Origin of the sequence: Streptomyces sp. NBC_01750 (genome assembly GCF_035918095.1) — a bacterium.
Lineage (GTDB): Bacteria > Actinomycetota > Actinomycetes > Streptomycetales > Streptomycetaceae > Streptomyces.
Genome location: NZ_CP109137.1, coordinates 5726517 through 5751233, shown reverse-complemented (window position 1 = coordinate 5751233; position 24717 = coordinate 5726517). Strand labels below are relative to the sequence as shown.

21 protein-coding genes and 1 pseudogene are annotated in these 24717 nt (G+C 69.5%); 16 read left to right on the top strand and 6 right to left on the bottom strand.

Going from position 1 to position 24717, the window contains the following annotated elements:
• Positions 1-20 precede the first annotated feature (20 nt).
• The 3 genes from xseA (at position 21) to OG966_RS26230 (ending at position 2276) form a co-directional block, all read left to right on the top strand.
• Positions 21-1229 (top strand): exodeoxyribonuclease VII large subunit, encoded by a 1209-nt coding sequence (gene xseA, locus OG966_RS26240; RefSeq protein ID WP_326652325.1) that lies wholly within the window; start codon positions 21-23, stop codon positions 1227-1229.
• 65 nt (positions 1230-1294) lie between these two features.
• Positions 1295-1561 carry an exodeoxyribonuclease VII small subunit gene (locus OG966_RS26235; protein WP_326652324.1) on the top strand — a complete coding sequence of 89 codons (267 nt, stop codon included), beginning with the start codon at positions 1295-1297 and terminating at the stop codon, positions 1559-1561.
• Between the two features lie 124 nt (positions 1562-1685).
• Entirely contained in the window at positions 1686-2276 is a 591-nt protein-coding gene (locus OG966_RS26230) for a malonic semialdehyde reductase (protein ID WP_326652323.1), read from the top strand.
• A gap of 81 nt (positions 2277-2357) precedes the next feature.
• On the opposite strand, the gene OG966_RS26225 is transcribed toward OG966_RS26230, so the two are convergent.
• On the bottom strand, positions 2358-2873 hold the full coding sequence (locus OG966_RS26225; RefSeq protein ID WP_406733763.1) for a DUF4245 domain-containing protein: 516 nt from the start codon (positions 2871-2873) through the stop codon (positions 2358-2360).
• Between the two features lie 132 nt (positions 2874-3005).
• Here OG966_RS26225 and glpX point away from each other — a divergent pair, with 132 nt between their 5' ends.
• Positions 3006-4037 carry a class II fructose-bisphosphatase gene (gene glpX, locus OG966_RS26220; RefSeq protein WP_326652321.1) on the top strand — a complete coding sequence of 344 codons (1032 nt, stop codon included), beginning with the start codon at positions 3006-3008 and terminating at the stop codon, positions 4035-4037.
• A 94-nt stretch (positions 4038-4131) separates the two neighbouring features.
• Here glpX and OG966_RS26215 read toward each other — a convergent pair whose 3' ends face one another.
• Positions 4132-4482 carry a WhiB family transcriptional regulator gene (locus OG966_RS26215; RefSeq protein ID WP_326652320.1) on the bottom strand — a complete coding sequence of 117 codons (351 nt, stop codon included), beginning with the start codon at positions 4480-4482 and terminating at the stop codon, positions 4132-4134.
• 151 nt (positions 4483-4633) lie between these two features.
• Positions 4634-5299 (bottom strand): DUF1707 SHOCT-like domain-containing protein, encoded by a 666-nt coding sequence (locus OG966_RS26210; RefSeq protein WP_326652317.1) that lies wholly within the window; start codon positions 5297-5299, stop codon positions 4634-4636.
• A gap of 270 nt (positions 5300-5569) precedes the next feature.
• On the opposite strand from OG966_RS26210, the gene OG966_RS26205 reads away from it, so the two are divergent.
• Complete coding sequence (locus OG966_RS26205; RefSeq protein WP_326652315.1) at positions 5570-7246, top strand: fumarate hydratase; 1677 nt, start codon at positions 5570-5572, stop codon at positions 7244-7246.
• Between the two features lie 141 nt (positions 7247-7387).
• On the opposite strand, the gene OG966_RS26200 is transcribed toward OG966_RS26205, so the two are convergent.
• A complete protein-coding gene (locus OG966_RS26200) occupies positions 7388-8920 on the bottom strand; it encodes a ricin-type beta-trefoil lectin domain protein (RefSeq protein WP_326652314.1) in 1533 nt (510 codons plus the stop codon).
• A gap of 107 nt (positions 8921-9027) precedes the next feature.
• Between OG966_RS26200 and OG966_RS26195 the strand changes: the two genes are divergently transcribed.
• The 4 genes from OG966_RS26195 to OG966_RS26180 all read left to right on the top strand — a co-directional run bounded on the left by OG966_RS26195 (position 9028) and on the right by OG966_RS26180 (position 14925).
• The gene (locus OG966_RS26195) at positions 9028-10431 is read left to right on the top strand and encodes a class II fumarate hydratase (protein WP_406731097.1); all 1404 of its coding nucleotides are present in this window, start codon (positions 9028-9030) and stop codon (positions 10429-10431) included.
• Positions 10432-10489: 58 nt separating this feature from the next.
• A complete protein-coding gene (gene fomD / locus OG966_RS26190) occupies positions 10490-11167 on the top strand; it encodes a cytidylyl-2-hydroxypropylphosphonate hydrolase (RefSeq protein ID WP_326652313.1) in 678 nt (225 codons plus the stop codon).
• Between the two features lie 320 nt (positions 11168-11487).
• Entirely contained in the window at positions 11488-13335 is a 1848-nt protein-coding gene (locus OG966_RS26185; RefSeq protein WP_326652312.1) for a SpoIIE family protein phosphatase, read from the top strand.
• 126 nt (positions 13336-13461) lie between these two features.
• On the top strand, positions 13462-14925 hold the full coding sequence (locus OG966_RS26180; RefSeq protein WP_326652311.1) for a catalase: 1464 nt from the start codon (positions 13462-13464) through the stop codon (positions 14923-14925).
• A 113-nt stretch (positions 14926-15038) separates the two neighbouring features.
• Here OG966_RS26180 and OG966_RS26175 read toward each other — a convergent pair whose 3' ends face one another.
• A complete protein-coding gene (locus tag OG966_RS26175) occupies positions 15039-17261 on the bottom strand; it encodes a transglycosylase domain-containing protein (RefSeq protein ID WP_326652309.1) in 2223 nt (740 codons plus the stop codon).
• Between the two features lie 267 nt (positions 17262-17528).
• On the opposite strand from OG966_RS26175, the gene OG966_RS26170 reads away from it, so the two are divergent.
• From OG966_RS26170 to OG966_RS26150, 5 genes and pseudogenes are all read left to right on the top strand, one after another.
• Entirely contained in the window at positions 17529-18464 is a 936-nt protein-coding gene (locus tag OG966_RS26170; protein ID WP_326652307.1) for an SPFH domain-containing protein, read from the top strand.
• Positions 18461-18700 (top strand): hypothetical protein, encoded by a 240-nt coding sequence (locus OG966_RS26165; protein WP_326652305.1) that lies wholly within the window; start codon positions 18461-18463, stop codon positions 18698-18700. The genes OG966_RS26170 and OG966_RS26165 overlap by 4 nt, the downstream gene beginning before the upstream one ends.
• Before the next feature lie 170 nt (positions 18701-18870).
• Positions 18871-19395 carry a PadR family transcriptional regulator gene (locus OG966_RS26160; RefSeq protein ID WP_326652304.1) on the top strand — a complete coding sequence of 175 codons (525 nt, stop codon included), beginning with the start codon at positions 18871-18873 and terminating at the stop codon, positions 19393-19395.
• Entirely contained in the window at positions 19392-20078 is a 687-nt protein-coding gene (locus tag OG966_RS26155) for an ABC transporter ATP-binding protein (protein WP_326652303.1), read from the top strand. The genes OG966_RS26160 and OG966_RS26155 overlap by 4 nt, the downstream gene beginning before the upstream one ends.
• Positions 20075-22440 (top strand): annotated as a pseudogene (locus OG966_RS26150) (FtsX-like permease family protein). The gene OG966_RS26155 and the pseudogene OG966_RS26150 overlap by 4 nt, the downstream one beginning before the upstream one ends.
• Positions 22441-22495: 55 nt before the next feature.
• Here OG966_RS26150 and OG966_RS26140 read toward each other — a convergent pair.
• Positions 22496-23464, bottom strand: coding sequence for a hydrogen peroxide-inducible genes activator (locus OG966_RS26140; protein ID WP_326655376.1), 969 nt, complete (start codon positions 23462-23464; stop codon positions 22496-22498).
• A gap of 136 nt (positions 23465-23600) precedes the next feature.
• Between OG966_RS26140 and OG966_RS26135 the strand changes: the two genes are divergently transcribed.
• Both OG966_RS26135 and OG966_RS26130 read left to right on the top strand, forming a co-directional pair.
• Complete coding sequence (locus tag OG966_RS26135; RefSeq protein WP_326652300.1) at positions 23601-24155, top strand: peroxiredoxin; 555 nt, start codon at positions 23601-23603, stop codon at positions 24153-24155.
• Between the two features lie 5 nt (positions 24156-24160).
• Complete coding sequence (locus OG966_RS26130; protein WP_326652299.1) at positions 24161-24712, top strand: alkyl hydroperoxide reductase; 552 nt, start codon at positions 24161-24163, stop codon at positions 24710-24712.
• Positions 24713-24717: the final 5 nt, after the last annotated feature.

Genomic DNA, 24717 nt, shown 5'->3' with positions numbered 1-24717 from the left:
CGGCCGATACGCTCGCCCGTATGGCTCTCAACACGTCCGCGGAAGCGCCGCTGCCGGTCGGCGAGGTGTCACGGCTCATCGGAGGGTGGATCGACCGGCTCGGGACGGTCTGGGTGGAGGGACAGATCACCCAGCTGTCGCGGCGGCCGGGCGCCGGCGTCGTCTTCATGACGCTGCGCGACCCGTCGTACGACATCTCGGTGGGTGTCACATGCTTCCGGCAGGTCTTCGACGCGGTCGCGGATGTGGTGGCGGAGGGCGCGCGGGTCGTGGTGCTCGCCAAGCCGGAGTGGTACGCGCCACGGGGGCAGCTGTCGCTGCGGGCCCTGGAGATAAGGCCCGTGGGCATCGGTGAACTGCTCGCCCGGCTCGAGCAGTTGAAGCGGACGCTGGGCGCGGAGGGGCTGTTCGCCGCCGAGCGCAAGAAGGCACTGCCGTTCCTGCCGCACCGGGTGGGGCTGGTGTGCGGGCGGGCGTCCGCCGCCGAACGGGACGTCCTGGAGAACGCCCGGCGGCGGTGGCCCGCCGTCCGCTTCGAGGTGCGCAATGTCGCGGTGCAGGGCGTGCACGCGGTGGCCCAGGTCGTCCAGGCGGTCAAGGAGTTGGACACGCTCCCGGACGTGGACGTGATCATCGTGGCGCGCGGCGGCGGCAGCGTGGAGGATCTGCTGCCGTTCTCGGACGAGCAGCTGGTGCGTGCGGTGTTCGAGTGCCGTACGCCGGTGGTGTCGGCGATCGGGCACGAGCCGGACGCACCGCTGCTCGACCTGGTGGCGGATCTGCGGGCTTCGACGCCGACCGACGCGGCGAAGAAGGTCGTCCCTGACGTCGGCGAGGAGCTGGACCGGGTGCGGCAGCTGCGGGACCGTGCGCTGCGCACCGTCCGCGGGCTGCTGGACCGGGAGGAGCGGGGTCTGGCCCATGCGCTGGCCCGGCCGTCGATGGAGCACCCGCACCGGATGGTGGACGAGCGCGAGGCGGAGGCCGACGCACTGATCGCCCGCAGCCGGCGGGTGCTGGGGCATCTGCTGGACCGGGCGGACTCGGAGCTGGCGCACACCCGGGCGCGGGTGGTCTCGCTGTCGCCGGCGGCGACGCTGGAGCGGGGGTACGCGGTGCTGCAGCGGGCGGACGGATCGGTGGTCCGCTCGCCGGAGGAGGTCGCGGCGGGTGACGAGCTGCGGGCGCGGGTCTCGGAGGGCGAGTTCGCGGTGCGGGTCGCCGAGTGAGCGCGGCCGGAGCCTCGTGAGCAGGGTGAAGGTCGTTGTCTTACCTCACACATAGGGTGGAACGCATGGCTGCCAAGACGGACGAGGCCGTGCTCGGTTACGAGCAGGCGCGGGACGAGCTGATCGAGGTCGTACGCCGCCTGGAGGCGGGCGGCACGACGCTCGAGGAGTCGCTGGCTCTCTGGGAGCGCGGGGAGGAGCTGGCGAAGGTCTGTCGCCACTGGCTGGAGGGCGCCCGCGCGCGGCTCGACGCGGCGCTCTCCGAGGGCAAGGGCGAGGACGGGAGTACGGGCGAGGGCAAGGACACGGCTGCCGGGGCCGACGAAGACTGAGCGGGCGGGGGCGCTCCCGGGTGTGAGTCGGGTCACCCTGGGCGTGTAGTTGAAATTTAATCCACCTGGGTGCGGTTGGCGCCGTCGTAAAGATCCTCTGCACGCCCCCGGAAGGTACGTCAGAATGACCCTCGCCCTTGACTCCGCCGCCCAGGACCTCCTCTTCCGCGAGGCCCGTACCGCCAACACGTTCACCGACGAGCCGGTGACCGAGGAGCAGGTGCAGGCGATCTACGACCTGGTCAAGTTCGGCCCGACCGCCTTCAACCAGAGCCCGCTGCGCGTCGTCCTGGTCCGCTCCGACGAGGCCCGTGAGCGCCTGGTCGAGCACATGGCCGAGGGCAACCGGCCGAAGACCGCCGCCGCCCCGCTGGTCGCGATCCTCGCCGCCGACAACGAGTTCCACGAGGAGCTCCCGGCCCTCTTCCCGCACTTCCCGCAGGCCAAGGACATGTTCTTCACCGAGCGCCCGGTCCGTGAGCAGGCCGCCGCCTTCAACGCCGCCCTGCAGGCCGCCTACTTCATCGTCGGCGTCCGCGCCGCCGGCCTGGCGGCGGGCCCGATGACCGGCTTCGACTTCGCCGGCGTCCAGAAGGAGTTCCTGGACGGCGACCACACCCCGCTGATGATCGTCAACATCGGCAAGCCCGGCGACGACGCCTCGTTCCCGCGCTCGCCGCGGCTGTCCTACGACGAGGTCGTCACCACCGTCTGATCCCGCAAGCAGAAGGCCGCCGCACCCGCTCCGGGTGCGGCGGCCTTTTCGTTCAACGAGAGGGGACGGGATGCGACGGGATCAGGACTTCTTCGTCTCCAGCGCGGCGGCCAGCTCCGCCAGCCGCTCCGGTGACGCCGTGCCCGTGATCACCGTTGTCGAGCCCTTGTCCTCGCGCACCAGCGCGTCGTACTTCGGACCCTCCCAGAGCCGCCAGGCCACGCCGCCCACCTGCTGCGTCTTCCCGGTCTCCCGAGCCTGCTGGCTGACCTTCGCGATGTACTTGCCGGCCGGCGCGGTGGACTGCTCGACCGCGATGTACTCGCCGTCCGGGTCCAGGAAGCCGAGGTGCCAGGCGTCCGCTCCGGCGCGCTCGTACGAGACCGACGTCGGCTTCCACTCCTTCGCCAGACCCTCCGGTGCCGCCACCGGGTACGGCGCCGCGCGCCGTGCCGTCAGCAGCTCCACCCGGTAGTCGACCGCCTTGACCGGGTCCGCCTTGTCGTCGTGCGGAATGAACATGTAGATCACTGCGACGACGGCGCCGATCACCGCCATCGACAGCACCATGTCCCGCACCGTCTGTCTGCCTCGCATACCTGCCACGCCCCCATGGTCGCATTATGGAGGTGTGCTCAAACGTGGCCCCCTCTGCTCAATTTGTCGACGTACCGATAGAGTCGCATCACCCTCTTTTCCGGCCGTCGTCGTACAGAAAGGTGCGCTCCGATGACCGAGCATCATCTGCCGTCCCCGCTCGAGGTCTCTCCCGAAGCTCCCGACCGCAACCTGGCCCTGGAGCTCGTCCGGGTCACCGAAGCCGCCGCCATGGCCGCGGGCCGGTGGGTCGGCCGCGGCGACAAGATCGGCGCGGACGGAGCGGCCGTCAAGGCCATGCGGACCCTTGTCTCCACCGTCTCGATGAACGGCGTCGTCGTCATCGGCGAGGGCGAGAAGGACGAAGCCCCGATGCTGTTCAACGGCGAGCGGGTCGGCGACGGAACCGGCGCCGAGGTCGACATCGCCGTGGACCCGATCGACGGCACCACGCTCAACGCCAAGGGCATGCCGAACGCCATCGCCGTGCTCGCCGCCGCCGACCGCGGCACCATGTTCGACCCGTCCGCGGTCTTCTACATGGACAAGCTGGTCACCGGCCCCGAGGCCGCGGACTTCGTGGACATCAACGCCCCTGTCTCGGTCAACATCCGCCGGGTCGCCAAGGCCAAGCACTCCTCGCCCGAGGACGTCACGGTCGTCATCCTGGACCGCCCGCGCCACGAGGGCATCGTCAAGGAGATCCGCGAGACCGGCGCACGGATCAAGTTCATCTCGGACGGCGATGTCGCGGGCTCGGTCATGGCCGTACGCGAAGGCACCGGCGTCGACATGCTCATGGGCATCGGCGGCACGCCCGAGGGCATCATCTCCGCCTGCGCGATCAAGTGCCTCGGCGGCACGATCCAGGGCAAGCTCTGGCCGAAGGACGACGCCGAGCGGCAGCGCGCGCTCGACGCAGGGCACGACCTGGACCGGGTGCTGCACACGAACGACCTGGTCAGCGGCGACAACGTGTTCTTCGTCGCCACCGGCATCACGGACGGCGAACTGCTGCGTGGAGTGCGCTACCGCGCGGAGACCGCGACCACCCAGTCGCTGGTGATGCGTTCCAAGTCCGGCACGATCCGCCAGATCGACTCGACCCACCGGCTGTCGAAGCTGCGCGCGTACAGCGCCATCGACTTCGACCGCGCCAAGTAGGACGGGCCGAGCCGGACAAGCAGGAGCAGCGGGTACTGGAAGGGGCGCCCCCCGGATGTGGTGGGGGGCGCCCCTTCCCGTCCCTGCCCGGCGCTCAGGCAGCCGCCGACTTCTTGAGCTCCACCTCGCGCCGCCTGCGCCGGGCCAGCACCACGCGGCGCTCGGCCGCGGTCAGCCCGCCCCACACGCCGTACGGCTCGGGCTGGAGCAGCGCGTGCTCCCGGCATTCGACCATCACAGGACAGCGGGCGCAGACCCGCTTCGCGGCCTCCTCGCGCGACAGCCGCGCGGCCGTCGGTTCCTTGGACGGGGCGAAGAACAGTCCGGCCTCGTCCCGGCGGCACACCGCCTCCGCGTGCCAGGGTCCGGCCTGATCTTCCCGAGCGGGAATTCGCTGGGGCGGAACGGCGGCGACCTGCAAGGACTGATGCGGCAGTTGCAGCACGGTCTACTCCTGACGACGGCTTCGCGAGCGAGAGACGATGCAGCACTCCCTACCCGCTGTGCGCACTCCTATTCACTGAGTGGCACTGAGTTCCGGGGCGCGGAATTGCGGGCGGGCGCTCGCGGCCGGAAAGTGCTCCGGAGCGGAGCCGTCAGCCGAGGTGTTTGCGCAGGCGGTCATGGAGATCGGCGATGAGCCGGCCCCGTTTGGGCTTGGCCTCGACATTGCCGAAAACCGCGTACCCGTTCACGACGACCACCGGGGCCTCGGGATCCGCGGCCTCCAGGGTGCGGACCTCGAAGTTGCCGAAGAACCCGGTGCCGCTGCCGCGCAGTGAGATGTTCTCCGGGACCCGCACTTCGACACTGCCGAAGATGGAGGTGGCGTTGATGACGGTCAGCCGCTGCTCGAAGAGCGCCTCGGTGAGGTCGATCTCGACACTGCCGAAGAGCGAGAAGGCATTGGTGCGTCGTCCGACGCGCCAGCGGCCCTTGCGGGTGGAGCTGGAGAAGACGGCGATGAGATTCTCGGCGGGGCCGACGGGCTCCTCGGGCCCGTACCCGTACGACATGGTGTCGCTACGGCTGCCGTTGCGAACCACGGGCAAGTCCCGGACCAGTGGCTCCAGTTCACCGACGGTCTTGGCGCGGTAGACGGCGTCGATCCGCTCGGAGTGCTCCTCGGCGTCCAGGCGGCCCTCGGCCAGGGCGTCCCTGAGGATGTCGGCGATCCGGTCGCGGTCGGCATCGGAAGCGCGGATGGCGTCGTTGGGCTCCGCCGGGGCGACCGGCTTCTGGGGGTGCTTTTCGAGGTCCACGGATCCAGCGTAGCGAAACGCGATAGATCGCGACTAGGGGTACGGGGACGGGGCGCGGCGCCGGGCGTTGCGGCTCCGTCCCGGACCCGCTCCCCAGGAGTCGGCCGGTCCGGATGCCGGCCCGTCCGGCTATGGAGGACGCGCCCGGAGGGCGTCCGGGCCGCCGGGGCACGGGTGAGCCCTACCTCACAGACCGCGCCGCCTCGCCGCGTTCTACGCTGAAGGGCGCGCTGCCAATGGACGTCAGCGCCGCTGTCTGCCGAGTGAGGAATGGCCGTAATGCCAGAGTTTCAGTACTCCGATCTGCTCCCGCTGGGAGAGGACACCACGCCGTACCGGCTGGTGACCTCCGAGGGTGTCTCCACCTTCGAGGCCGACGGGCGTACGTTCCTCAAGGTCGAGCCGGAGGCGCTGCGGACCCTCGCCGCAGAGGCCATGCACGACATCTCGCACTACCTGCGGCCCGCGCACCTCGCGCAGCTGCGCCGTATCGTCGACGACCCGGAGGCCTCCTCCAACGACAAGTTCGTCGCGCTGGACCTGCTGAAGAACGCCAACATCGCGGCCGCCGGCGTACTCCCCATGTGCCAGGACACCGGCACGGCGATCGTCATGGGCAAGCGCGGCCAGAACGTCCTGACGCAGGGCGGCGACGAGGAAGCCCTCTCGCACGGCATCTACGACGCCTACACCAAACTCAACCTGCGCTACTCGCAGATGGCTCCGCTCACCATGTGGGAGGAGAAGAACACCGGCTCCAACCTCCCCGCCCAGATCGAGCTGTACGCGACGGACGGCGGCGCGTACAAGTTCCTCTTCATGGCGAAGGGCGGCGGCTCCGCCAACAAGTCCTTCCTCTACCAGGAGACCAAGGCGGTCCTGAACGAGGCCTCCATGATGAAGTTCCTGGAGGAGAAGATCCGCTCGCTCGGTACGGCCGCCTGCCCGCCGTACCACCTCGCCATCGTCGTCGGCGGCACGTCCGCCGAGTTCGCACTGAAGACCGCGAAGTACGCCTCCGCGCACTACCTCGACGAGCTGCCCGCCGAGGGCTCGCCCACCGGCCACGGCTTCCGGGACAAGGAGCTGGAGGAGAAGGTCTTCGAGCTCACCCAGAAGATCGGCATCGGCGCGCAGTTCGGCGGCAAGTACTTCTGCCACGACGTCCGTGTCGTCCGCCTGCCGCGCCACGGCGCCTCGCTCCCCGTGGCGATCGCCGTCTCCTGCTCGGCCGACCGCCAGGCCACCGCGAAGATCACCGCCGGGGGCGTGTTCCTGGAGCAGCTGGAAACGGACCCGGCGCGCTTCCTGCCGGACACCACCGACGAGCACCTCGACGAGGCCGGGGACGTCGTGAAGATCGACCTGAACCGGCCGATGGACGACGTACTCGCGGAGCTCACCAAGTACCCGGTAAAGACCCGGCTGTCCCTCACCGGCCCACTGGTCGTGGCGCGCGACATCGCGCACGCCAAGATCAAGGAGCGCCTGGACGCGGGCGAGGAGATGCCGCAGTACCTGAAGGACCACCCGGTCTACTACGCCGGTCCGGCCAAGACCCCCGAGGGCTATGCCTCCGGCTCGTTCGGCCCGACGACGGCCGGCCGCATGGACAGCTACGTCGAGCAGTTCCAGGCGGCGGGCGGCTCCAGGGTCATGCTCGCCAAGGGCAACCGGAGCAAGCAGGTCACCGACGCGTGCGGTGCGCACGGCGGCTTCTACCTGGGCTCGATCGGCGGCCCCGCGGCCCGGCTCGCCCAGGACTGCATCAAGAAGGTGGAGGTCGTCGAGTACGAGGAGCTCGGCATGGAGGCGGTGTGGCGGATCGAGGTGGAGGACTTCCCGGCGTTCATCGTGGTGGACGACAAGGGCAACGACTTCTTCACGGAGCCGGTGCCCGCGCCGACGTTCACGTCGATTCCGGTCCGGGGTCCGGGGCTGGCGTAACGCCCGCGGCGAGGCTCCCGTCCGGGGCACCGTCCCCGGCCCCGGACGCCTTCGGGCGTGTCCTCGATCGCCGGACGGGCTGATGTTCAGCCCCTCCGGCGACTGAGGAGCGGGGTCCTGGGCGGAGCCCCGGCGGAAGGCCTACGCGAAACGCTGATTCGCCGCGCCGCTGCACGCCTGGAGCCGCACCGCGTCCTTCGCCGACGCCAGTGTCACGCAGAGCCCCGTCGCCGCCGCCGGCCGCACCGTGCCAGCATCACGCACGAACTGCTGGTTCGCCGCACCCGAGCAGTTCCAGAGGATCAGCGCCGCGCCCGCCGCATACCTCCCGCCCGGCACGTCGAGGCAGCGGTCCTGCGTCAGCTCCGTGTGCAGCGACCTGCGCGCCGAGTCGTACCACCACCCCTGGTTACGGCCGCCGTGACAGTCCCAGCCCAGGACCTCTGTGCCATTGCGGCTGACAGCGGCTTTGACGTCCACGCACGAGCCCGTCGCCTCGTTCTTCAGCGGCCGGTACGCCTCGTCCCAGGCGCCCGCGTACAGCTGAGGCTTCCCACTGGAGGCCACATCCGCGCAACTGGCCTCCCGCAAGCCGGAGTTGTACAGCTGGGTGAGGCAGGAGGCGAAGGCCGCATGGCCGCGCACATTGGGGTGGAAGGACTGACGGACCGAATTGGAGTCCGGCGGGAAGGGGTTGGAGAGATCGATGTACAGCCCGCGCGCCCAGGTGTCCTCCATACAGACCTCATGGCCGTGGAATAGCCGGGAATTGTCGAGATAGACCGCCCCTGTGGACTGCGCGACCCTGCGCATACCGCGCTCGAAGGCGGGGACTGCGGTGTTCCGGCCCCAGACGGTGTCGGAGTCGTAGCCCATACCGCCGCAGATCAGCTTGCCGGGGAAGCCCGGATTGTCGCGGAAGTCCGGGCCGATGGGGCTCGGGTAGCCCATCACGACCAGCTTGTAGTCGGCGTCGGCGTATCCGGCGTCGCTCATCACGGTGCGCAGGTCCCGTACGGTCTGCTCGACCTTGGGGACCAGACCGTCGACGCGGCCCTGCCAGCCCGCCGCGTGCTTCGGCTCGCACGGCCCCTGGAACAGCACATAGCGCGTGACACAGTCGGTCATCACCGGGCCGAAGTGCAGATCGTCATTGGCGCCGGCCACCAACAGCACCATCTTGATCCGGGTGTTGCGTGCCTTGATGGCGAGATTGTCGCTCTGGAGAAGTTCGTCGGTGTGCTGCTTCGAGCCACCGATCCGGATGTTCCCGGTGTCCGCGCCGGAGCAGGCGACGTTGTACGTGACGTCCGCGGCGATGCCCGTGCGGTGGATGGCGGCATCGGGCGAGCGGTGGCACCAGTTGTCGGGGCCGTTCGTTCCTGGTTCGTAGGTGCCGACGCCCTCACCGGAGATCTCGCTGTCACCGAGCGAGATCAGGCCGGTCCTGCGGTCGGCGAGCGGGCGTTCGGCGGGGCTGCCGTAGAGCTTGACGGCCTCGGCCGCGCGGATGGACTCCAGTTCGGGCGGGAGCGGTACGGATGCTGCGGTACGGATCGCGTCGGGCCGAGCGGCCCGGGCAGTGGTGGCCGTGGCGGCCATTGCGCCAAGTGCTGCCGCCAGTGCGGTGGCGGTCGCGACCGTACGGCGAAGTCTGTGCCTGGTGCGCCTCATTGCGCCTCCCCGGTTTGCTGTTGGTCCGGGTATTTACTTGCGGGTAGCGCAGTTGGGAATAGCCAGAACAAGACAAGTGCTCATCTTTTCGAGAGTTCCGAGGAGGCATGGCAGTGATGGACGACGCGAGCGAGTACCGGATCGAGCACGACTCCATGGGTGAGGTGCGGGTACCGGCGCACGCCAAGTGGCGCGCCCAGACCCAGCGGGCCGTGGAGAACTTCCCCGTGTCCGGACAGCGGCTGGAACGGGCCCATATCGAGGCCCTGGCCCGGATCAAGGCGGCCGCGGCCCGTGTGAACGCCGAACTGGGCGTGCTCGACAAGGACATCGCGGAGGCCGTCGCCGACGCGGCCGCGGAGGTCGCCGATGGCCGCTGGGACGAGCACTTCCCGGTGGACGTCTTCCAGACCGGATCCGGCACCTCATCGAACATGAACATCAACGAGGTCCTCGCCACGCTCGCCACCGAACGCCTCGGACGCGACGTACACCCCAACGACCATGTGAACGCGTCCCAGTCGTCCAACGACGTCTTCCCCTCCTCCATCCACATCGCGGCGACGGCGGCCGTGACGGGCGATCTGCTCCCGGCGCTGGAGCATCTGGCGGCCTCGCTGGAGCGCAAGGCGGCCGAGTTCTCACTGGTCGTCAAGTCCGGCCGTACGCATCTGATGGACGCCACCCCCGTCACGCTGGGCCAGGAGTTCAGCGGCTACGCGGCGCAGATCCGGTACGGCGTGGAACGGCTCACCGCCTCCCTGCCCCGCCTCGCCGAACTTCCGCTCGGCGGTACGGCGGTGGGCACCGGCATCAACACCCCGCCCGGCTTCTCCGCCGCGGTCATCGCCGAGGTCGCCCGCGCGACCGGGCTGCCGCTGACCGAGGCCCGCAACCACTTCGAGGCGCAGGGCGCGCGCGACGGGCTGGTCGAGACGAGCGGCCAGCTGCGTACGATCGCGGTCTCACTCACCAAGATCTCCAACGACCTGCGCTGGATGGCGTCGGGCCCGCGCACCGGCCTCGCCGAGATCAGCCTCCCCGACCTCCAGCCCGGCTCCTCGATCATGCCCGGCAAGGTCAACCCGGTGATCGCGGAGGCCGTGCTGATGGTGGCGGCCCAGGTGACCGGCAACGACGCCACGGTAGCGGCGGCCGGCGCCGCCGGGAACTTCGAACTGAACGTCATGATGCCCGTGATGGCCAGGAATCTGCTGGAGTCGATCAGGCTCCTCGCCCATGCCTCGCGGCTGCTGGCCGACCGTACCGTCGAGGGCATCACAGCGAACGTCGAGCGGGCCCGTGAGTACGCGGAGTCCTCGCCGGCCATCGTCACCCCACTGAACAAGTACATCGGGTACGAGGAGGCGGCGAAGGTCGCCAAGAAGTCGCTGGCGGAGCGGAAGACGATCCGCGAGGTCGTGCTCGAGTCCGGCTATGTGGAGCGTGGAGCGCTGACCCTCGAGCAGCTGGACGAGGCGCTTGACGTGCTCCGTATGACCCGTCCGTGAGCCGGTGGCCGTGACCTGCGTCGCAGCGGAGTCCCGGCCGTACTCCTAGGATCTGCGCATGACAGGTACGGAACGCATCGCACGCTGGACGCCCGGGGACCACATCCTCTGGCGCTACCGCGGCCATGCCCCGGATCCGTCGGGCGGAAGCGTCCATATCTGCCGGCCCGTGACAGTCGTGGAGGACACGGACGAGCTGCTCGCGGTCTGGATGGCGCCGGGCACGGAGTGCGTGAAGCCGGTGCTCGCGGACGGCACGCCGGTGCACCAGGAGCCGCTCGCCACCCGCTACACCGCACCGCGCACCACCGCCCGCGCCCGCTGGTTCGGCACGGGCGTACTGAAGCTGGCGCGACCCGGTGAGCCGTGGTCGGTCTGGCTGTTCTGGGAGCGCGGCTGGCGGTTCAAGAACTGGTATGTGAACCTCGAGGAGCCGCATGCCCGTTGGGCGGGCGGCGTCGACTCCGAGGACCACTTCCTGGACATCGCCGTCCACCCGGACCGCAGCTGGCACTGGCTGGACGAGGACGAGTTCGCCGAGGCCCAGCGGGTCGGCCTGATGAACGCGGAGAAGGCGCAGGGCGTACGGGAGGCGGGGCAGGCGGCCGTCGAGGCGATCAGGGCCTGGAAGGCGCCGTTCTGCGCGGGCTGGGAGGACTGGCGGCCGGACCCGGCGTGGCGAGTGCCGCGGCTTCCGGCGGACTGGGGACGTACGGCAGTGCAGGTGACGTCGTGAGTCCGGCGTCGTGAGTCTGTGCTCGGGCGTCGGCGAAGTGACTGATTCCGGTACGGGAACACCCACCGGCTCATACGACCTCGTGAGACTCTTGATGTGCCCCCAGGGGGCAAACGTAGGATCGTCGTCCGCAAGGCTGCGCCGTTTGAGCAACTATTGAGCGCAGCGCACGGCCTGACCGTAAGTCATCACGAGTCATTTCAAGGGGGTGGAGCTGTGCCGGATGCCCGCCATCCTGTCGGCCCCGCCCGTAGAGCGGGTATACCGCCTCACGAGGCGATTGCATCGCACAACCGGCCCGGACGGACGGAATACCACGCGTGACGGAGCAGCCCACCTCCCATGAAGGCCGGCAGCCCCTGGCTGCCCGGCCGCAGGAACGCACCCGGCCGCGGTCCGAGGCGACCGGCAGCTCGAGCGTGCCGCCGCCTGCCGGTCCGCCGCAGGACCTGGCGGGGACCGCACGCCGCGAGGGCGACCGGCTGCGTTTCGTGGGGGCCGCCACCCGCAGGATCGCGCGCGGCATAGACCTCGACGAGATCGTGCTCGGGCTGTGCCGGGCGACCGTGCCGACCTTCTCCGACGCGATTCTCGTCTATCTCCGCAGCCCGCTGCCGGTGGGCGACGAGCGGCCGGTCTCGCCGTTCGTGCTGCGGCTGCGCCGCACCGACCGGCTGCGTTTAGCCGGTGAGGACGCCGATCCCGGCACCGTCCCCCTCCCGGTCGTCGACCCGCAGACCGACCTCATGCCGGCCGCCGAGCTGTGCGAGGTGCGGTCCGGTGGTGCGCTCTCCGAGGTGCTGCGCGGCGTACGGCCCGTCTTCGGCGACTCCGCGGCCGCCCGGGCCGCCCTGCCCGAGCTCCTCGGCGCCGACCGCACCGTACCGAGCGGACATCGCGCGATACTCGCCCCGCTCCGCGGCAGGCGGCGGGTGATCGGCGCGGCCGTCTTCCTCCGCCGGCCGGACCGGCCCGCCTTCGAGCCCAACGACCTTCTGGTGGCGGCACAATTGGCCACGCACACGGCGCTCGGCATCGACAAGGCCGTGCTGTACGGACGTGAGGCCTACATCGCCGACGAGCTGCAGCGCACCATGCTGCCCGACTCGCTCCCGCAGCCGACCGGCGTCCGTCTCGCGTCCCGCTATCTGCCGGCCGCCGAGACGGCCCGGGTCGGCGGCGACTGGTACGACGCGATCCCGCTGCCGGGCAGCCGGGTGGCGCTGGTGGTCGGCGATGTCATGGGGCACTCCATGACCTCCGCCGCGATCATGGGCCAGCTGCGCACCACCGCGCAGACCCTGGCCGGTCTCGATCTGCCCCCGCAGGAGGTTCTGCACCACCTGGACGAGCAGGCCCAGCGGCTCGGCACGGACCGCATGGCCACCTGCCTGTACGCCGTGTACGACCCCGTCTCGCACCGCATCACCATCGCCAACGCAGGCCACCCGCCGCCCATTCTGCTGCACCTGGGCGGGCGGGCCGAGGTGCTGCGCGTACCGCCCGGCGCACCCATCGGCGTGGGGGGCGTGGACTTCGAGGCCGTGGAGCTGGACGCCCCGGCCGGCGCGACCCTTCTGCTGTACACCGACGGTCTGGTCGAGTCCCGGCTGCGGGATGTGTGGACGGGGATCGAGCAGCTGCGGGAGCGGCTCGCCGCCACCGCCCAGCTGACCGGTCCCGACCATTCGCCGCCGCTGGAGGCGCTCTGCGACGACGTGCTGGACGTGCTCGGCCCTGGCGACCGGGACGACGACATCGCGCTGCTCGCGGCCCGCTTCGACGGGATCGCGCCGAGCGATGTCGCGTACTGGTTCCTGGAGCCCGAGGACGCGGCTCCGGGCCGGGCCCGGAGACTGGCCCGCAGGGCGCTGACCCGCTGGGGCCTGGAGGAGCTGAGCGACTCGGTGGAGCTGCTGGTCAGCGAAGTGGTGACCAATGCCGTGCGGTACGCCGAGCGGCCGGTGACGCTGCGGCTGCTGCGTACGGACGTGCTGCGCTGCGAAGTGGGCGACGACTCTCCGCAGCTGCCGAGGCAGCGCCGGGCCCGCGACACGGACGAGGGCGGACGAGGGCTGTTCCTGGTGAACCGGCTGGCCAGACGGTGGGGGGCGACCCGCCTGTCGACCGGCAAGGTGGTGTGGTTCGAGCTGCCCACTCCCGCGTAGAACGGCACAGCCCGTACTTGGGCCAGATCTGGACCTTGTCCAAATGTTGCCGACGGGGTGTCGTAGAGGTTGACTGGGGCACGCGGCCGATGCGACCTCAATCCCTCTATCGACGGGAGGACGCTCGTGACCGAGTCATCCCCGAAGGCCCCGTACACGACCAACAATGCCGGCATCCCGGTGGAGAGCGACGAGCATTCGCTCACCGTGGGACCCGACGGCCCGATCCTGCTCCAGGACCACTACCTCATCGAGAAGATGGCCCAGTTCAACCGGGAGCGGGTCCCCGAGCGGGTGGTGCATGCGAAGGGTGCGGGGGCGTACGGCACCTTCGAAGTCACCAATGACGTCAGCCAGTTCACCAGGGCGGACCTCTTCCAGCCGGGCAGGCGCACCGAGATGCTGGCCCGCTTCTCCACGGTCGCGGGTGAGCAGGGCTCCCCCGACACCTGGCGCGACCCGCGCGGCTTCGCGCTGAAGTTCTACACCGAACACGGCAACTACGACATGGTCGGCAACAACACGCCGGTCTTCTTCGTACGCGACACGATCAAGTTCCAGGACTTCATCAGGTCCCAGAAGCGCCACCCGGCCACCGGGCTGCGCAACAACGACATGCAGTGGGACTTCTGGACACTGTCCCCCGAGTCCGCGCACCAGGTGACGTGGCTGATGGGCGACCGCGGCATCCCGAAGACCTACCGCCATATGAACGGCTACAGCTCCCACACCTATATGTGGATCAACGGCGGTGGCGAGCGGTTCTGGGTGAAGTACCACTTCAAGACCGACCAGGGCGTCGACTTCCTCACGCAGGCCGAGGCCGACGAGCTGGCCGGCTCGGACGCGGACAAGCACCGGCGCGATCTGTACGAGTCGATCGAGTCCGGCGACGCGCCGACCTGGAGCCTCAAGGTCCAGATCATGCCGTTCGAGGACGCGGCCGGCTATCGCTTCAACCCCTTCGACCTGACCAAGGTGTGGCCGCACGGCGACTACCCCCTGATCGACGTCGGCCGGATGACGCTCAACAGGAATCCGGAGGACTACTTCATCCACATCGAGCAGGCCGCCTTCGAACCGTCGAACATGGTGCCGGGCATCGGTCCGTCGCCGGACAAGATGCTGCTGGGCCGGCTCTTCTCCTATCCGGACACCCACCGGTACCGGATCGGCCCGAACTACGCCCAGCTGCCGCCCAACCGGTCGCACGCGCCGGTGAACTCGTACGCAAAGGACGGCCCGATGCGGTACATGCCGTCGAACGCGGCGAGGCCGTACGCGCCCAACTCCTACGGCGGTCCCGCAGCCGACTACCAGCGCTACGGCGAACCGGCGAGCTGGGAGGCCGCGGGAGAGCTGGTGCGCGAGGCGTACAAGCCGCACCGCGAGGACGACGACTGGGGCCAGCCGGGCACCATGGTCCGTCAGGTGCTGGACGACGAGGCCCGTGACCGGCTGGTGTCGAACGTCAGCGGGCATCTGAGCGACGGCGTGACCCGGCCGGTCGTGGACCGGGCGCTGCAGTACTGGCGCAATATCGACAAGAAGATCGGCGACCGTATCGCCAACAAGGTGAACGGCGGCTGACAGCGAGTACGACAGTGCCCGCGGACCCGGAAACGGGTACCGCGGGCACTGTCGTACGTGTCGCCTGAGGTTGCGTCAGGGCCTGAGACTGCGGTCGGCGCCCGAGGTTGCCGTCACGGCTTGACTCTGCCGTCGGCACCCTGTGTCCCGCCGGGGTCACCGCCCGGGTCGGTCGGCGGGGTGAAGCTCGGCGGATCCGACGGTGTCAGTGTCGGATCGTCCGAAGGCGTCCTGGTCGGCGTCTGCGTCGGTGTCCTGGTCGGCGTCTGCGTCGGATCGTCCGTCGGCGTCTCCGAAGGGGTCTGCGAGGGCGTCTCGGACGGGGTCTCCGTCGGCGTCGGATCCGGTTCCACCGTCGCGCCCTCTTCGATCTCCAGGTCGAACTCGGCGGCGGCGGCCTCGTCGTCGAGGGCGCCCGTCGTGTACTGCTTCCAGATCTTCGCCGGGACTCCACCACCGTTGGCGCGGCCCTCGTTGACGGTGTTGCTCAGCGTGACCTGCCCGCCCTTGGGGTCCTCGCCGAACAGGGCGACGGCGGTGACCAGTTCGGGGGTGTAGCCCACGAACCAGGCCGAGCGGTTGTTCTCCGAGGTGCCGGTCTTGCCCGCCGCCTCGTAGTCGCCGGCAGCGTTGATGCCCGAGCCGGACTTCACGACGCCCGTCATGGCCGCCGTCGTGGTGTCAGCCGCCTCACGACTGATCACCTGGCCGCCGGCGGTCTGGTCCTTGAGATCGGCCTCACGGACCTGGTGCTCTGCGGACTTCACGATGGTCGGCGTGACCTTCTTGCCATGGTTGTCGAAGGTCGCGTACACCCCGGCCATGTCCCAGGTGGAGGCCCCCATCGTGCCGAGCGACATCGCGGGCTGCTCCGGCCAGCCCTTGCCGTCCTTCATACCGAGGTCGAGCGCGGTCTTCTTCGCCTTCGCCGGGGTGACATCCACGATCATCTGCGCGAAGACGGAGTTGATCGAGCTGTTCGTCGCCCGCTGGACGCTGACCGGGCCGTAGTCCTTGTCGTCCTCGTTCTCCGGGGCGAAGGGGACGTCGCTGCCCACGACGGGCCGCTTGCTGGTGCCGTCGTACTTGGTGTTGAGGCCGATCTTCGCGCCGTCCTGGGTCTCGGCCCCGTTCTCGAGTGCCGAGGCGAGAACGACCGGCTTGAAGCTCGATGCGGGCTGGTAGTCGCGGCGGGTGGCGTTGGACAGCCAGTGCTCGGTGGCGCCGGCGCCGCCGTAGAGCGCGACGACATGGCCGGTCTTCGGGTCGACCGAGGTCGCGCCCGCCTGGACGGTCGCCTGGGCCTTGTCCTTCACGCGGTCCAGCTTCTTCTCGAGCTGCTTGTTGACCGCCTCGACCAGTGCCTTCTGGCGCTTCTCGTCGATGTTGAGGGTGATCGTCCAGCCGCCGGCCTTGATCTCCTCCTCGCTGACGTTGTGGCGCTCGAGCTCGGCGTTGGCCGCGTCGACGAGATAGCCGGTCTGGCCCCCCATGCCGGGGGCGGGCCGCGGATCCTTCGGCACGGGGAACTTCAGACCGGTGCGCTTGCCCGAGTCCAGCCAGCCCTCTTCGACCATGTTGTCGAGTACGTAGTTCCAGCGCTCCCTGACCAGATTCTTGCCGGTGTCCGAGGCGACCGCCCAGTCGTACTGGCTCGGGGCCTGGAGGAGGGCGGCGAGGTACGCGCCCTCGGCGACGTTCAGGTCCTTGGCGTCCTTGCGGTAGTACGCCTGGGCCGCGGCCTGGATGCCGTACGCGCTGCGCCCGTAGTAGCTGGTGTTGATGTACCCGGCGAGGATCTCGCGCTTTTCCTTCTTCTGGTCCACCTTGAGCGAGATCACCAGCTCTTTGAGCTTGCGGGTGACTGTCTGGTCCTGGTTCAGGTAGTAGTTCTTGACGTACTGCTGGGTGATGGTCGAGCCGCCCTGCTTGCCCTTGCCCGTGAGGGTGTTCATCAGGCCGCGGGCGGTGCCCTTGAAGTCGACTCCGGAGTCCTTGAAGAACGTCTTGTTCTCGGCGGCGACGAAGGTGTTCTGGACTTCCTTGGGGATCTTCTCGAGCCCGACGATCTCGCGGTTGATCTTGCCGGTGCGGGCGAGGATCTTGCCGTCGCTGTACTTGTAGACGTTGCTCTGCATCTCGGCCTGGGCGTTGGCCTCGGGCACCGGAACGAGCAGATAGATCACGAAGAAGGCGCCCATCACCAGCAGGCAGAGGCCGAAGAAAGTACCGAGCAGCTTCCTCCAGGTGAAGAAGCGCCGTATGCCAGTGGGCTTTGCTCTCTTCGCCCGGCGCGCCCCGCGCTGCCGGGCCTGTCGCGCTTCCGCTCGGCCCATCGCTTCGCTGCTCCGCTCGTAGTCACTGTCGTCGCTGGTCGTGCTTGCCGTGGTCGGCCCGGCATCGGGCCGGAATCAGCTCAGAAAGCTAACACCGCTCACTCAGACAAAGGGCCATCGATCCGGTCTTTTCCGGACGTGAGAATCAGCACCCCGTCTCATGGAACCGACTCATGAGACGTGCACAGGGTTGCGATGCAAGTTAAAGTGATATCACTTTGCTAGAAGGTCGGCGGCTGTCGCCGACCCGGGAAACGGGGAGCGATCATGCCTGCCACCAGCACAGCAACCGCGGAAAACGTGCCAGAGATGCCGGCGCCACAGGTTCGCGAAATTCCGGCGCACAGCATCGGCGGGGGCGCCGCCCTGCTGCTCGGTCTGCTCGGAATAGCCGCCGGGGTCGTGCTGATCGTCGCCGGTTCGGCGGTCGGCCCGACCGGCGCGAAGGTGGCGCTGATCCTGACCGGCGTCCTGGTCGCGGTCGCCGCGTTCATCGCGATGTGCGGGCTGAACACGGTCGCGCCGGGCGAGGCGCGGGTGGTCCAGCTCTTCGGGCGCTACCGGGGCACGATCCGTACGGACGGCCTGCGCTGGGTCAACCCGTTCACCTCGCGGGTCAAGATCTCGACGCGGGTACGGAACCACGAGACCGCGGTTCTGAAGGTGAACGACGCGTACGGCAACCCGATCGAGCTGGCCGCGGTGGTCGTATGGAAGGTCGAGGACACGGCGCAGGCGATGTTCGAGGTGGACGACTTCCTGGAGTTCGTCTCCACCCAGACGGAGGCGGCAGTGCGGCACATCGCGATCGAGTACCCCTACGACGCGCACGACGAGGACGGCCTGTCGCTGCGCGGCAACGCGGAGGAGATCACCGAGAAGCTGGCCGTCGAGCTGCACGCGCGCGTGGAGGCGGCGGGCGTGCACATCATCGAGTCGCGCTTCACACATCTCGCGTACGCCCCGGAGATCGCCTCGGCGATGCTGCAGCGCCAGCAGGCGGGCGCGGTGGTGGCGGCGCGGCGGCAGATCGTGGACGGAGCGGTGGGCATGGTCGAGGCGGCGCTGGCCAGGATCGCGGAACAGGACATCGTCGAGCTCGACACGGAGCGCAAGGCGGCCATGGTGTCGAACCTGATGGTGGTGCTGTGCGGAGACCGCGCGCCGCAACCTGTCCTCAACACAGGCTCGCTCTACCAGTGACGCCACCCGAGCGGAAGCAGGTGCCCGAGCGGAAGCAGGTGCTGCTGCGGCTGGATCCGGCGGTGTACGACGCGGTGGCGCGGTGGGCGTCGGACGAGCTGCGCAGCGCGAACGCGCAGATCGAGTTCATCCTCCGCCGCGCCCTGGCGGACGCCGGCCGACTGCCGGGCGGCGCCGGCCCGATTCCCCGGCGGGGCCGGCCGCCGGGGCGGGCGCCTGACGGGGACGCGGAGTAGGACGCCGGTACCCCTGTCGTCACCATCCCGGACGGGCTGAATCTCAGCCCGTCCGGGGATCGCGGAGCGGGTCCGCCGCCGAGCCCCCGTTTGCCTCCGCCACACCCGCACCGGCGTCCGTCCGCCCCAGGTATACACACGACGTATACACCGCGTGTAGAGTGCGCCCCATGTCCATCGGTCACACACTCCTCGGGCTCCTCGAGTCCGGCCCGCGTCACGGCTACGACCTCAAGCGCGCCTTCGACGAGAGGTTCGGCCACGACCGGCCCCTCCACTACGGGCAGGTCTACTCGACCATGTCCCGCCTCCTCAAGAACGGCCTGGTCGAGGTCGACGGCATCGAGGCCGGCGGCGGCCCCGAGCGCAAGCGCTACGCCATCACCGACGCCGGGATCACCGATGTCAGCCAGTGGCTCACACAGCCCGAGAAGCCGGAGCCGTACCTCCAGTCGACCCTCTACATCAAGGTCGTCCTCGCGCTGCTCACCGGCCGCAGCGCCGCCGATCTGCTCGATTCACAGCGGGCCGAGCATCTACGGCTGATGCGTATCCTCACCGACCGCAAGCGCCGCGGCGACCTCGCCGACCAGCTCATCTGCGACCACGCCCTCTTCCACCTCGAAGCCGATCTGCGCTGGCTGGAACTGACCGGCGCCCGGCTCGACCAACTCGCCAAAGAGGTGCGCGGATGACGCCCGCAGGTTCCCTCCTCGTCGCCGCCGACCTGCACAAGGCGTACGGCCCCACTCCCGCCCTCGACGGCGCGTCCTTCTCCATCCACGCCGGTGAGGTCGTCGCCGTCATGGGGCCCTCCGGCTCCGGCAAGTCGACGCTGCTGCACTGCCTCGCGGGGATCGTCAGGCCCGACTCCGGGTCGATCAGCTACAGCGGGCGCGACCTCACCACGATGCCGGACGCCGGACGAAGCGCGCTGCGCCGCAGCGACTACGGCTTCGTCTTCCAGTTCGGCCAGCTCGTTCCCGAGCTGACCTGCACCGAGAATGTCGCGCTGCCACTTCGGCTGAACGGCACCCGGCGCAAGGAGGCCGAACGCACCGCACTGGAGTGGATGGAGCGCCTCGAGGTCGCCGATGTCGGCCACAAGCGGCCCGGCGAGGTCTCCGGCGGCCAGGGCCAGCGGGTCGCTGTAGCCCGAGCGCTGGTCACCTCGCCGCGGGTGCTCTTCGCCGACGAGCCGACCGGCGCCCTCGACTCACTCAACGGCGAGCGGGTGATGGAGCTGCTCACCGACGCTGCCCGGGACACCAACGCCGCGGTCGTCCTGGTGACGCACGAGGCCCGGGTGGCCGCGTACTCCGACCGCGAGGTCATCGTCCGCGACGGCAGGGTGCGCGACATGGCGGGCGTGGCATGAGCGGCGGCGCCACCTGGATACGGGATCTCACCCTGGGCGCCCGGTTCGCCGTCACCGGCGGACGGCGCGGCTGGACCCGTACGATCCTCACCGCCATCGGCGTCGGCCTGGGCGTCTCCCTGCTGCTGGTCGCCGCGTCCGTGCCACATCTCATCGAGAGCCGCGACACCCGCGAGGCGGACCGCACGGTCACCTTCAACGACGAGGTGAAGCGTTCCGAGCGCTCGTTCCTCTTCGCCCAGACCAGCACCCTCTACCGCGGCGACACCGTCAACGGCGCCGTGTTCCGGCCCGATGGCGGCAACCCCCCGGCGCCGCCCGGCCTGGCGAAGCTGCCGGGCCCCGGCGAGATGGCCGTCTCCCCCGCCCTCGCCGACCTGCTCGGCTCCCCCGAGGGGGCGCTGCTGAAGGACCGGCTGCCGTACCGGGTCACCGCCACCATCGGGGACCGCGGCCTGATCGGCCCCGGTGAGTTCTTCTACTACGCGGGCAGTGCCACCCTCTCCCCGGCGGCGGCCGACTGGCGCGCGGACAGCTACGGCGGCAACCAGGGCAAGGGCGACCCGATGAGCGCGGTGCTCCTGCTCATCATCGTGATGGCCTGCGTGGCCCTGCTCCTGCCGGTGGCCGTGTTCATCGCCACCGCCGTGCGGTTCGGCGGCGAGCAGTGCGACCGGCGGCTCGCCGCGCTCCGGCTGGTCGGCTCCGATCAGGCGATGACACGGCGGATCGCGGCCGGTGAATCACTGTGCGGCGCGCTGCTCGGGCTGGTCGCGGGCGCCGGATTCCTCGCGCTGATACGGCAGTTCATCGGCTCGGTGACCATCTGGAACGTCAACGCCTTCCCCTCCGACATCGTGCCGAGCCCGGTGCTGACCGCGCTGATCGCCGTCGCCGTACCGGCATCCGCGATCGGAGTCATCCTCTTCACGCTGCGTGGTGTGACGATCGAGCCGCTCGGCGTTGTACGGAACACCGCTCCGCGGCGCCGGCGGCTGTGGTGGCGACTGCTGCTGCCGGCCGCCGGTCTCGCCCTGCTGCTGCCCCAGTCGGGCCGGGTCGGCCTGGGGGACACCGAGATCGCCACCTATCAGATCGCCGGCGGCGCGCTCTTGGTGCTGACCGGGGTCACCGCGCTGCTGCCTTGGCTGGTCGAGGCGGTGGTCGGCCGACTGCGCGGCGGGCCCGTGCCCTGGCAACTGGCGGTACGACGGCTCCAGTTGAGCAGCGGAACGGCGGCCCGTGCGGTGAGCGGCATCGTTGTCGCGGCGGCCGGCGCCATCGCGTTGCAGATGCTCTTCGGCTCCGTGCAGAGCGACTTCATGAAGCCGACCGGCATGGACGCGGCGCGCGCCCAGCTCGAGACGAGCGCGAAGGCCACGGACGGCTCCGTGGCGCGCAAGATGATCGAGAAGTACTCATCGACCAAGGGCGTCTCCAGCGTGATCGGGATGATCCAGGCGTCCGTCGACCGGCCGGGACCGATACGGGCCGGCGAGGGATCATCCCCACCACCCAGATCACCGTCGCCGACTGCCCGTCGCTGCGGGAGTTGGCAAAGCTGCCCTCCTGCAAGGACGGCGACGTCTTCATTGCCCGTACGCACGGCAATCAGGGACCGCCGGACGAATTTCTCGCCAGGACGGCCCGGCCCGGCGCCCAGGTCAACCTCAGCTCGGAGCAGTACGGCCCGGGGGGCGAGGCGAAGACGGCCAAGCCGGTGCTGTGGCGTATCCCCGCCTCCGCCAGGACGGTGGACTCCCGTACCGATCCGGTGGGGCAGGTCTCCTTCGGCATCATGGCGACGCCATCCACCATCGATGTGTCGCAGCTGGTCAGCCCGGTGGCCAGGGCGATGATCCGGCTCGACCCCGAGGTTCCCCGGGCGGCGGAGTACGCCCGTAACACCGCGGCCGCCATCGACCCGCTGACCAGTGTCTCCACGCTGCAGAACTTCGAGCGTGACAGCCAGTTCTCCAGCGTGCGCACCGGTCTGTTCGTCGGTGCGACCGCGACGATGCTGCTGATCGCCGCGTCGATGCTCGTCTCCACCCTGGAGCAGCTCCGCGACCGTAAGCGGCTGCTGTCGGTGCTGGTGGCCTTCGGCACCCGGCGCGCCACGCTGAGCTGGTCGGTGCTGTGGCAGACGGCCGTGCCGATCGCGCTGGGTCTCGCTCTCGCGGCCACCGGCGGCATCGGGCTCGGTCTTGTCCTGCTCGAGCTGGTCGACAAGCAGGTCGCCGACTGGTGGGCCTTCCTGCCGATCACCGGGGTGGGGGCCGCGCTGATCCTGCTGGTGACGGCGCTCAGCCTGCCGCCGCTGTGGCGCATGATGCGCCCGGACGGACTGCGTACGGAGTAGCGGGAGGGACTGCGCGCGGTCCGGGGAGTCACGCAGTCCGGGGAGTACGGAGCGGTCAGCCGAGCACCCGCACCGGCAGCGCGCGCATCGCGTCCCGCAGTGCCTGTGCGAACTCCTCGAATTCGCCCTGGCGTGCCGCGCCCGCGCGCATCGCCAGGGCGATACGGCGTGCGGGGGCGGGCTCGGCGAAATACGCCGTCTGCAGCCGGCCGGCCCGGCCCGTCTCCACCTCGACCGCCGTGCGCGGCAGCAGCGTCACTCCGAGCCCGCCGGCGACCAGCTGCACCAGCGTGGACAGGCCGGCGGCCGTCGTCGACACCGGAGCGCCGTCGGTACGGCCGGCCTCCCGGCAGATGTCGAGTGCCTGGTCGCGCAGGCAGTGGCCCTCGTCGAGCAGCAGCAGATGCAGTTCACGCAGCGCCTCGCGGGGGATGTCCTGGCGACCGCCCAGCCAGTGGTCCTCGGGCGTGACCAGCACAAAGTCCTCGTCGAACAGCGGCAGCTCGGTCACACCCGGGACCCCGAGCGGCACAGCGAGCAGCAGCAGATCGAGCCGTCCTGCCGCGAGTCCCTCCCGCAGCGAGGAGGTCTGTTCCTCGTGGACCTGGAGGTCGAGATCCGGGTACTTCTCGTGCACCAGGCGCAGCACGGTCGGCAGCAGATACGGGGCCACGGTCGGAATCACGCCGAGCCGGAGCACCCCGGTGAAGGGAGCGCGTACCGCATCGGCCTCCTCCAGCAGGTCACCGACCGCGTCCAGCACGGCCTTGGTCCGCACCGCGAGCCGCTCTCCGGCCGACGAGAGCAGCACCTTGCGGGTCGTACGCTCCAGAAGCTGGACACCGAGTGCCTCCTCCAGCGCCGATACGGCACCGGACAGAGCGGGCTGGCTCATCCCGATTGCTGCCGCGGCGTCCCGGAAGTGCAGATGCTCGGCCACGGCCGCGAACGCGCGCAGCTGCGCCAGGCTGGGCTGCTTACCTCTGAGATTCGCCTTATTTACTGCATTGCCGACATTACCCATGGCCACTGATAGGCACCTCCGATCGCGATGACCCAGTCTAGCTATTTCCGTGATCAATGCACTCTGTGCCACTATCAAGATCCGTCCAACCCCCCGGAAGACCCCACAGGGGAATTCCATTCTGCAAGGAGAGCGTGTGCTCACTGTTGGTGACCAGTTCCCCACGTTCGAACTGACTGCCTGTGTCTCGCTGGAGACCGGCAAGGAGTTCGAGGAGATCAACCACAAGTCCTACGAGGGCAAGTGGAAGGTCGTTTTCGCGTGGCCCAAGGACTTCACCTTCGTCTGTCCGACCGAGATCGCCGCGTTCGGCAAGCTGAACGACGAGTTCGCCGACCGTGACGCCCAGATCCTCGGGTTCTCCGGCGACTCCGAGTTCGTCCACCACGCCTGGCGCAAGGATCACGCGGACCTGCGTGACCTGCCCTTCCCGATGCTGGCCGACTCCAAGCACGAGCTGATGCGCGACCTCGGCATAGAGGGCGAGGACGGCTACGCGCAGCGCGCCGTCTTCATCGTCGACCCGAACAACGAGATCCAGTTCACCATGGTGACCGCCGGCTCGGTCGGCCGTAACCCCAAGGAGGTCCTGCGGGTGCTCGACGCCCTGCAGACCGATGAGCTGTGCCCGTGCAACTGGACCAAGGGCGAGAACACCCTCGACCCGGTCGCGCTGCTGTCGGGCGAGTGATCCGAGTGTCTCTCGATGAACTCAAGGCTTCGGTACCGGACTACGCCAAGGACCTGAAGCTGAACCTCGGTTCGGTGATCGGCAACAGCGAGCTGCCGCAACAGCAGCTCTGGGGCACCGTACTGGCCTGCGCGATCGCCTCGCGCTCGCCGAAGGTGCTGCGCGAGCTCGAGCCCGAGGCCAGGACCAACCTCTCCCCCGAGGCGTACACCGCCGCCAAGTCCGCAGCCGCGGTCATGGCGATGAACAACGTCTTCTACCGGACCCGGCACCTGCTGTCGGACCCGGAGTACGGGACGCTGCGCGCCGGTCTGCGGATGAACGTCATCGGCAACCCGGGCGTGGAGAAGGTCGACTTCGAGCTGTGGTCGCTCGCCGTCTCCGCCATCAACGGCTGCGGCCAGTGTCTCGACTCCCACGAGCAGGTGCTCCGCAAGGCCGGCGTGGACCGCGAGACGATCCAGGAGGCCGTCAAGATCGCCGCGGTGATCCAGGCCGTGGGCACGACGCTGGACGCGGAAGCCGCGCTGACCGCGGAAGCCGCGTCGGCCGAGTAGTCCGC